Raw genomic sequence first — 9,283 nt, 5'->3', positions numbered from 1 at the left:
CCGTGATGGGGCGGTCCGGATCGTCGAGGAGACGGGTAAACCGATCGCCCAGGTCGCGCGCGATCTGGGGGTCAACGAGGGCACCCTGGGCAACTGGGTCAACCGTGCGCGCGCCGAGCGCGGCGGCGAGGATGAGGCGAGCGGCGATAGTGCTGCCGAGCTCAAGCGGTTGCGTGCCGAGGTGGCCGAGTTGCGGATGGAGCGCGATGTTTTAAAACGATCGGTGGTCCTGTGGGTGAAGGAGGCGACGAAGTGATGCTGGCCCGCTTCATCGCAGAGCAGAGGACCACCTATCGAGTGCCACATACGGTCACGTGCGCGCTGCTTGGCGTGAGTATGGCGTGGTTCTACAAGTGGTTCAAGCGTTCTCAAAAGCCGGGTGCAGCAACAGGATTGCATACCGCGCGTGACTATCGGCGCGACACGGTAGACCGCGCAGTCAAGGTCAAGTTCATGACATTGCGGGGCTTGCATGGTTCCCCGCGGCTGCACGTGGACCTGCGTGAGGACGGGTGGACAGTGAGCGAGAAGACGGTCGCGGATTCGATGCGCCGGCAGGGTTTGGTGGCACGCCGGATCCGTCGCCGAAACGGGCTGACCCGGCAGGACAAGACGGCACCGAAGTTCCCGGATCTGGTGCGCCGGAACTTCACCGCGACGCGTCCGAACGAGAAGTGGGTCGGCGATATCACCGAGATCCCGACTGCGGCCGGGAAGTTGTATCTGGCGACCGTGATCGACCTCTACAGCCGCCGATTGCTGGGTGCGGCCACCAGCGTGCATCCAGACGCACCGCTCGCGTGTGCAGCAATCGAGATGGCGGTGGCCACCCGAGGCGGTAAGCAGGCCATAAGGCGTGACGAGGAGTCCGAACGGGTCATCTTCCACAGTGACCGCGGGTCGACGTACACCTCCAACAAGTTCACCAAGCTGTGCCGTCGGATGGGACTCCGTCAGTCGATGGGCCGCGTCGGGTCATGCTTCGACAATGCCGCTGCCGAAGCGTTCTTCTCTTCCCTGGAGTGGGAGGTACTGTCACGCAACGATTTCGAGACTCTTGCCGGAGCCAAGGCCGGTGTGCTTGACTGGTGTTACGGCTTCTACAACCACGTCCGCCGGCACTCCACGATTGGGATGGTCAGCCCCATCGACTACGAGAACGCTGCAGTCGCGGAGCCCGAAGCCGCATAGAGGAGTCCTCCACGATTTGGGGGAACCACAAGACGTCGCGGCGGTCACGGTCGAGGGTGGACAGGATGCTGTGGGCGACGGCGTCGGGGGTGGTGGAGCCCAGGAGCGCTTCGGCTTTCGGGATTCTCTCGGCTGCCCCCGGGTTGTTGTCGAAGTAGGGACTGTCGACCCGTGTGGGAGTCACTGAGCTCACGACGAGGCCGGTTCGGCGAAGGTCTTGGCGAAGAGCTTCGGTGAATCCCTTGAGGGCGAAGCGGGCCGATGCGTACCCGACGGTGCCGGGCCACGGCATGATTGATACCGGCGAGTTCACCATCAGTACAGTGCCTGTGCCGCGGGCCAGCATCGGCTCGATGAACACGCGCGTGGTGAAGAACGCCGCGAAATAGGGTGCAGCCATCATCTCTTCGGCCTGCGCCGGATCAGTCTCCTCGATGCGTAGGAAGCGGCCTGCACCGGCGTTGTTGACGACGGCGTCCGGGACCCCGATTTCCCCGAGCACGTATTGAGCCATCCGCGCCGCGTCGTCGCGGCGACCGAGATCGGCAGCGACTGCAGTTGCAGCCAAACCCTGTTCTCGCAAATCGAGTGCTATCGACTCGATGGCCCCGGCGCTGCGGGCGACGAGTACCACGTGGGCACCGGCGCGTGCCAGCACGCGGGCGGTCTGAGCGCCGATACCCGATGACGCGCCGGTCACCACGATCAAGCTCTTGTCGATGTTCACGGGAGTTCGTCCTTCACAGGTGAGGGTGATGTTGCCGTCGCGGCGCGGGGGCGCAGATCTGGTGTGCGGATCTAGGCGGGTCGGCTGTCGTAATCGACTGCCACTGCGTCGGTTGTCGGGTGCGATTGGCACGTCAGGACGAACCCTTGGTCGACCTCGGTTTCGCTGAGTGCGAGGTTCTGATCCATCGATACCGATCCGGAGGTGACCTTTGCGCGGCACGTGCCACACGCACCGCCGAGGCAGCTGTACGGGACGTCGATCTTGTTGGCGAGTGCGGCTTCGAGGACACTGGAGCCTCGCGTGGTCGTCAGTTGATGGTCGGCTCCCGACAGCGTGATGCTGACACGGGATTCGAGGTCGTCGCCGGCCTGCACCTCACGGGTGGCACCGCCGAACAGTTCGACGTGTACGTGCTGGGAGGGGACCCCGTCGGCGAGAAGGTCTGAGCGCACCGATGTGATCAGATCGGTGGGACCGCAGAGGTACCACGCGCCTATCGAGGTCACGTCGGCGTCGAGCAACTTGGTGATGAGTGGTGTGTTGATTCGGCCGCTGAGGGCCTCGGGGTGATCCGGTTGATTGGAGCGGATGTGGAAGACCCGCAGCCGCTGCGGATAGCGGGCCGAGAGCTCGTAGAGTTCGGTTGCGAACATAGTCGATTCCGCGGATCGGTTGCCGTAGAAGAGCGTGAATCGGCTGTGCGGGTTGGTCTCCAGTGTTGTCGCCGCGATCGAAAGGATCGGGGTGATGCCACTGCCGGCGGCGACTGCGACATGGTCGTCGGAGGTGACGGACTCCGGAGGTGCGCCGAATGTCCCGGCGGGTGGCTCCACGTCGAGGACATCCCCGACACGCAGGTTCTGGACGGCGTAGGTGGAGAACCTGCCCCCGTCGACTTTGCGGATTCCGATGGCGAGCACACCTGAGGTTGCTGACGTGCAGATCGAATAGTTACGGCGGACCTGTTGTCCGTCGATCTTGTGGTGAATTGTGATGTGCTGGCCGGGCTGAAAGCGGAACTCCTCGCACAGGTTGTCGGGAATTTCGAACGTCACTCGCACGCTGTTGTACGTGAGATGCTCGACCCCGTTCACCACAAGCGGGTGCGTGACGCGGACGCCCGCACCCGTGGTGTCGACTCGCCGGATCGGCAATAGCGGGACGGTTTTACCGTTGAGCTGCTTCCACTCCAGGTACTCCTGCGGGTCGAGTTGCTGCCCGAACACCGTCCCGATCGCTGCTCCACGCTTGAGGTAGGCATCTTCGTTGCGCCGCCACGCCGCGACATATCGGTAGAAGGGTATGGAGGGATGCAGGTGGTGGACCAGGTGGTAGTTCTGCGACAACAACAGCGGAGTCAGTATCCACTCAGATCCCATTCGGTTGCGGGTGGTGCGATAGCGGTTGTCGCGTGGGGTGTCGTCGAGATCGTGGTGCGGAAGCCAATCGAACCACCACGCGAGAACGAACATGGCCACCCGCGACGGGATGAGGTACACAACCGCGAACATCCACAGATGGCCCGATACGGCGGCGGCCGCGATCGCAATGACCGTTGCCGACATCAGGAACACCGTCTCCGCTATTTCCGAGCGGGGCCGTCGCTTGATGTTTCGCGCCAGGCAGCTGAGGTAAGGAAGGTCCATGATGGGAAACCGGAAGGGCAGCTGCCAGTAGGTCGCGGCGCTGACAAAGTGGTCGGGATCGGAATCGTCGTCGTTGGTGTTGCGGTGATGCTCTATGTGGATGAAAGCGAACGCCGAGAATGAGATCAGGGGAGACACGAAGAGCATCGCCACCCGGCCGAATGCTGCGTTGACCCATCGGTGTGAGCTGATCGAGTAGTGCGACGCGTCGTGCAGGACGGTGAACATCATGAAGATCGCCACGCTGCTGGCCGCGATGGTCGCAGCGGCGGGAACCACATCGTTGACGGCAGCAACGCCGGCCCCGGCGAACACTGCAAGCGACAGCGCGAAGATCCCGACGATGGGCCACGACAGCGTGGGCACCCGCTCGCCGGGGTCGGGGAGTGGAAGGCTCGCATCTGGCGCCGCGAACGTCGGTTTCTCGGTCATCGTCGACACAGGTATGCCTCCAGCTCGGGATATCAGGACATCTCGAGGCTAAGAAGTTTCGCTCCTCGTCAACAAGGCTTTTGCGCCCACCGCCATGTGCTGTGCGCACACCGTCCGGCGGCAGGTGGTTGACGGTGGGTCGAGGTGTGTGGCCACTCAATCAGGTCTGGGACGGCGTGAGAACGGTTGGACCAATTGCATCGCAAACACGTAAAGCAGCGTGTAACTCGGCAACACGCTCGGAGGCCGGGCGACCGCGACTCTGCTCCGCGCGTCGGACCCGCTGCAGGACGGTGTTGCGGTGTACCCCCAGGTAGCTCGCGGCCCCGGCCAGACTGCCTTGTGCGTCGAGCACCGCGAGCAGCGCAGCTCGTTCGCCTGCCTTGCGGGAATCGTCAGACGCGAGGTCGCCGAGCTCATCTGCGACGAAGGACCGTGCCGCCTCGAGATCGCGAGTGATCACATCGACCAACGCCACATCAGCGAATCGGGTGATCGACGCAGTGGCGCGCTCGGACATCTCGGCGACCCGCCGCGCACGTCGCGCCTCATCGTGCGAGCGCCGGAAGCCGGCCGGACCCGGGTGCGGCGAACCGATTGCCACGTGCGAGTTCGACCCGACTGCTGAGGACGTGATCGCGCCTTGGTCGGTCGCGGCCTTGCTCGAGATCGACACCCAACCCTGCACCGCTTCTGGCCCGTCGATGAGGACCAGAGGATGCGGCGAACCCAGCAACAGCGCGACCCGACGAGCCACCTTCTCGAGGTCGACCTCGCGGTCGCGCGACCAGCAGATGAAGCCGACCTGCATCCCCGTGAGGCGGTGCCCCAGAGTGCGTTCGGCCGCTGCTCTGCCAACCGATTCGCCCGCCAACAGTGCACGGACAACCTCACCGCGTTCAGCACGCGCCTGGTTCTGCCGACGTCTGAGTTCGGCGAGATACTCGACCGCCACAGCGCTGGAGATCCGATCGATGTACCAAATTCCGTACCGCTGGAGCGCAATGAACGTACTCAACGCCACCGAGGGATCATTGATCCAGGTCGGAATCGCCACGCCTAGTTTTCCGAGAAAGAACTCGTACCCGAGCCGGTAGAAGCGCAGCATCACGTCAACGTCGTATCCGCGCGCTGCCATTCCTCGCGCATGCTCCAGCGCGGTGACCGGGGCTTCGGCGGCCGACACATTGATGCCGTGGCGCACCATCGACAGCACGGATTCAATATTTGATGAGCAGGACCCGAGGGTGAGCCCGCGCATCTCGTCGTCGACCACGGCCTCCGGGATGCGCTCGGCGGAATAGTCGAGCATCTCGTCGGCAAACGGGGTGATGTCGGCGAGGAGTCTCGTTGCCACCGCCCCGGCGCCGGTCATCTCGCCGGACTGTTCGTCTTCCATCATCGGACCCTAACGGCGCCAAGTAGCGCGGGTGGACTACGTCGGAGATCTCACGGCCAGCTCACGCGAAAGGCACTCAACGTTCTCCAGCCGCGAAAGCCAATTAATAGCCAGCGCCATAGCCCGGAACCGTCGGCTAACCGCGCCGCTGTGTTGTCCTCGGAGGTTGCCTCGGGACCGGCGCCGGGGTGTGACCCGGCGATGCGCTGGCGGTGAGAGTTCGTGGACCGAGAGCCGCTACATCGAGGTCGTGGGTGTACGCCAGGCTGATCAGCTGTGAGAACCGTTGCAGGGCTGCGTCATCGCCGCTCACCGGAGCTGTGGGCTTGTCGGTCAGCTCACCAGACAGGGTTCGAAACACATCATCTGAGCGTCCTTCGATGGTGATGTCGGCGGGACCGCCCGGGCTTGTCAGGGTGGTCTGTACTCCACCGGCTCCAGCGGTGAGCAGCAGTTCGTCGCCGTCTGCAATGATCCGAACGGTCAGGGAAGGGTAGTCGGCCCGTTCGGGGAAGAGCGCCATGATGGCGAAGACGAGCCACCGCCCTTGGCTGTGGTCGTCGCCGATGCCGGGGGCCAGCAGTGGTACGCCCCAGCGGGCAAGATCCACCAGCACTGTGTGAAGGCCCCGGCCCCAGTCGGTCAGCATGTAGACCTGCGCCGATACCGGCGCTGGTTGTTCCTCGGAGGTGATCACACCGGCTTCTTCGAGGGTTCGTAGCCGTTGTGCGAGCAAGTTGGTGGCAATCCCGGGCAGTGCCTTGTGCAGGTCGGTGTAGCGGCTCGGAGCGATCAAGAGTTCGCGGACCACCAGGATCGTCCATCTGTCGCCGACCACATCCAGTGCACGCGACAACGCGCAGAACTCACCGTAGGACTTCATGCCCACATCCTACACTTGACAAAAAGAAGTTGATGCTTGAAATAATAAAGCTGTGACTCTCCTCGAAAAACGCCGACACAAGCCGCGGACCGTGGTCTTGGCCGTCCTGTGCCTGGCCACCCTGACCATCAGTCTCGCCACGACGGCCATCAACGTGACGTTGCCCTCGCTCGCAACCGAGTTGGATGCGAACAACCGCGACCTCCAGTGGATCGTCGACGCCTACAACCTCTTGTTCGCGACGTTTGTCCTGGCCTTCGGCAGCCTCAGCGACCGATACGGCCGCAAAGGCGCGTTGGTTCTGGGTCTGGTCGTGTTCGGCGGTGGCGCGATCGGCGCGTCGTTCGCGAGCAGTTCAGCGCAGTTGATCGGCTGGCAGGCGGTCATGGGTCTGGGTGCGGCATTTGTGTATCCGACGACCCTGTCGATCCTGTCGAACATCTTCACCGAACGCGCCGACAAGGCCAAAGCCATCGGCATCTGGGGTGCCACCACCGGAATCGGTGTCGCTTGTGGCCCCATCCTCGGCGGTTGGTTGTTGGAGTCATTCTGGTGGGGGAGTGTCTTTCTCGCCCTGGCCACCGCGGCAACCATCGCTGTGGTCGCGGCGGTCCTGGTCGTCGAGACTTCCCGAGACCCCGAGACGCCGCGCATCGACTACGGCGGGTTGGTGCTGTCGGTGCTGGCTGTGGGAACACTGGTATACACGGTCATCGAAGCCCCCGAACATGGGTGGATTAGCTCGATGACTCTGGGTGGATTCGCCTTGGCAGCAGTCTTGTTCGCGGGTTTGGTTTTCTGGGAGCGCACGCGTTCGGAGCCGATGATCGATGTCACGTTGTTCACCAATATGCGGTTCACCGCCGCGAGTGCGTCGGTGACCTTTGCTTACTTCGCGTTGTTCGGGTTCATCTTTCTCATCACTCAGTATTTTCAGCTGGTCCGCGGATTCGGCCCGCTCGAGACGGGACTGAAGTTCATCCCGGTCGCGACCTCGATCGCGATTGGCTCCATCCTGGGCACGATGCTGGCCGTGCGCTTTGGGAACAAGATCGTGGTCTCATCAGGATTGGTGTTGTTCACCGTGGCCTTCGTCTGGATCTCGACGCTGAGCGAGTCGACCAGCTACCTCGAGATCGCATGCCAGATGATCCCGCTCGGCCTCGGGTTGGGGCTGACGTCCGCGCCGGCGACCGAGGCCATCATGGGTGCGGTGCCGGTGAACAAAGCAGGGATCGGGTCGGCTATGAACGATGCCACCCGTGAGGTCGGTGGCACGCTGGGTGTCGCGGTGATCGGCAGCGTGTACGCCTCGCTGTACGCGTCGAGCCTCGCTGATTCCGAAGCGGCGCAACAGCTGCCGCCACAGGTGCGCTCGGTCATCGAAGAGTCGGTCGGCTCGGCCAAAGTGGCAGCTGAGCAACTGGGAGCCGCAGGAGATGTACAAGGGGCACAGGCCGTCTCCGGAACAGCGGCCGGTGCATTTCTCGACGGATTGACCGCCGGCTCCTACGTCGCCGCCGGGGTCACCCTCCTCGGCGCCGTCGTCGCCTTCCTCTTCCTACCCCCCAAGCCGAAATAGTAGTTCCACGGCCTCTGTCGGATGGGCGGCGTGAAATCTCCGCCAGGACAGGCTCGGCGCGGGGGATATCTATCGTGGAGCCGTCGCGGTGGCTAGTGTCCGAGTGTGGATGTTCAGCAGTCGGACTGAGGTTCCCCCCAAACCGTAGAGGCATCGATAATGAGGAGCACGATGTCTGAGAAGCGGAAGAAGTACGACCGGGAGTTCCGTGATGGGGCGGTCCGGATCGTCGAGGAGACGGGTAAACCGATCGCCCAGGTCGCGCGCGATCTGGGGGTCAACGAGGGCACCCTGGGCAACTGGGTCAACCGTGCGCGCGCCGAGCGCGGCGGCGAGGATGAGGCGAGCGGCGATAGTGCTGCCGAGCTCAAGCGGTTGCGTGCCGAGGTGGCCGAGTTGCGGATGGAGCGCGATGTTTTAAAACGATCGGTGGTCCTGTGGGTGAAGGAGGCGACGAAGTGATGCTGGCCCGCTTCATCGCAGAGCAGAGGACCACCTATCGAGTGCCACATACGGTCACGTGCGCGCTGCTTGGCGTGAGTATGGCGTGGTTCTACAAGTGGTTCAAGCGTTCTCAAAAGCCGGGTGCAGCAACAGGATTGCATACCGCGCGTGACTATCGGCGCGACACGGTAGACCGCGCAGTCAAGGTCAAGTTCATGACATTGCGGGGCTTGCATGGTTCCCCGCGGCTGCACGTGGACCTGCGTGAGGACGGGTGGACAGTGAGCGAGAAGACGGTCGCGGATTCGATGCGCCGGCAGGGTTTGGTGGCACGCCGGATCCGTCGCCGAAACGGGCTGACCCGGCAGGACAAGACGGCACCGAAGTTCCCGGATCTGGTGCGCCGGAACTTCACCGCGACGCGTCCGAACGAGAAGTGGGTCGGCGATATCACCGAGATCCCGACTGCGGCCGGGAAGTTGTATCTGGCGACCGTGATCGACCTCTACAGCCGCCGATTGCTGGGTGCGGCCACCAGCGTGCATCCAGACGCACCGCTCGCGTGTGCAGCAATCGAGATGGCGGTGGCCACCCGAGGCGGTAAGCAGGCCATAAGGCGTGACGAGGAGTCCGAACGGGTCATCTTCCACAGTGACCGCGGGTCGACGTACACCTCCAACAAGTTCACCAAGCTGTGCCGTCGGATGGGACTCCGTCAGTCGATGGGCCGCGTCGGGTCATGCTTCGACAATGCCGCTGCCGAAGCGTTCTTCTCTTCCCTGGAGTGGGAGGTACTGTCACGCAACGATTTCGAGACTCTTGCCGGAGCCAAGGCCGGTGTGCTTGACTGGTGTTACGGCTTCTACAACCACGTCCGCCGGCACTCCACGATTGGGATGGTCAGCCCCATCGACTACGAGAACGCTGCAGTCGCGGAGCCCGAAGCCGCATAGAGGAGTCCTCCACGATTTGGGGG

9 protein-coding genes are annotated in these 9,283 nt (G+C 63.4%); 5 read left to right on the top strand and 4 right to left on the bottom strand.

The window, feature by feature from the left end; all coding sequences use genetic code 11:
• Together BFL43_RS00670 and BFL43_RS00665 are read left to right on the top strand one after the other, a co-directional pair.
• A partial coding sequence (locus tag BFL43_RS00670; protein ID WP_084889703.1) for a transposase occupies positions 1-256 on the top strand: 256 nt, incomplete at its 5' end.
• Positions 253-1,191, top strand: a complete 939-nt coding sequence (locus BFL43_RS00665; protein ID WP_084889697.1) for an IS3 family transposase — start codon at positions 253-255, stop codon at positions 1,189-1,191. The genes BFL43_RS00670 and BFL43_RS00665, both read left to right, overlap by 4 nt.
• Here the strand turns inward: BFL43_RS00665 and BFL43_RS00660 are convergent.
• The 4 genes from BFL43_RS00660 to BFL43_RS00645 all read right to left on the bottom strand — a co-directional run bounded on the left by BFL43_RS00660 (position 1,139) and on the right by BFL43_RS00645 (position 6,281).
• Entirely contained in the window at positions 1,139-1,918 is a 780-nt protein-coding gene (locus BFL43_RS00660; protein WP_084889815.1) for an SDR family oxidoreductase, read from the bottom strand. The genes BFL43_RS00665 and BFL43_RS00660 overlap by 53 nt on opposite strands.
• Before the next feature lie 71 nt (positions 1,919-1,989).
• A complete protein-coding gene (locus BFL43_RS00655) occupies positions 1,990-3,999 on the bottom strand; it encodes a fatty acid desaturase (protein ID WP_084889813.1) in 2,010 nt (669 codons plus the stop codon).
• A 160-nt stretch (positions 4,000-4,159) separates the two neighbouring features.
• Positions 4,160-5,398 carry a helix-turn-helix domain-containing protein gene (locus BFL43_RS00650; protein ID WP_084889812.1) on the bottom strand — a complete coding sequence of 413 codons (1,239 nt, stop codon included), beginning with the start codon at positions 5,396-5,398 and terminating at the stop codon, positions 4,160-4,162.
• Between the two features lie 136 nt (positions 5,399-5,534).
• The gene (locus BFL43_RS00645; RefSeq protein ID WP_084889810.1) at positions 5,535-6,281 is read right to left on the bottom strand and encodes a helix-turn-helix domain-containing protein; all 747 of its coding nucleotides are present in this window, start codon (positions 6,279-6,281) and stop codon (positions 5,535-5,537) included.
• 52 nt (positions 6,282-6,333) lie between these two features.
• On the opposite strand from BFL43_RS00645, the gene BFL43_RS00640 reads away from it, so the two are divergent.
• The 3 genes from BFL43_RS00640 (at position 6,334) to BFL43_RS00630 (ending at position 9,260) form a co-directional block, all read left to right on the top strand.
• Positions 6,334-7,863 (top strand): MFS transporter, encoded by a 1,530-nt coding sequence (locus BFL43_RS00640; RefSeq protein WP_084889808.1) that lies wholly within the window; start codon positions 6,334-6,336, stop codon positions 7,861-7,863.
• Positions 7,864-8,034: 171 nt separating this feature from the next.
• On the top strand, positions 8,035-8,325 hold the full coding sequence (locus tag BFL43_RS00635; RefSeq protein WP_084889699.1) for a transposase: 291 nt from the start codon (positions 8,035-8,037) through the stop codon (positions 8,323-8,325).
• The gene (locus tag BFL43_RS00630; protein WP_084889697.1) at positions 8,322-9,260 is read left to right on the top strand and encodes an IS3 family transposase; all 939 of its coding nucleotides are present in this window, start codon (positions 8,322-8,324) and stop codon (positions 9,258-9,260) included. The genes BFL43_RS00635 and BFL43_RS00630 overlap by 4 nt, the downstream gene beginning before the upstream one ends.
• The last annotated feature ends 23 nt before the right edge of the window (positions 9,261-9,283 follow it).

The sequence above is a fragment of the Williamsia sp. 1135 genome, from assembly GCF_002095395.1.
Lineage (GTDB): Bacteria > Actinomycetota > Actinomycetes > Mycobacteriales > Mycobacteriaceae > Williamsia.
This window is presented reverse-complemented; position numbering and strand designations above follow the sequence as displayed.

Excerpts from the sequence above, each read along its gene's own strand:
- BFL43_RS00655 (WP_084889813.1), bottom strand. The coding sequence starts at position 3,999 with ATGACCGAGAAACCGACGTTCGCGGCGCCAGATGCGAGCCTTCCACTC.
- BFL43_RS00650 (WP_084889812.1), bottom strand. The coding sequence starts at position 5,398 with ATGGAAGACGAACAGTCCGGCGAGATGACCGGCGCCGGGGCGGTGGCA.
- BFL43_RS00645 (WP_084889810.1), bottom strand. The coding sequence starts at position 6,281 with ATGAAGTCCTACGGTGAGTTCTGCGCGTTGTCGCGTGCACTGGATGTG.
- BFL43_RS00635 (WP_084889699.1), top strand. The coding sequence starts at position 8,035 with ATGTCTGAGAAGCGGAAGAAGTACGACCGGGAGTTCCGTGATGGGGCG.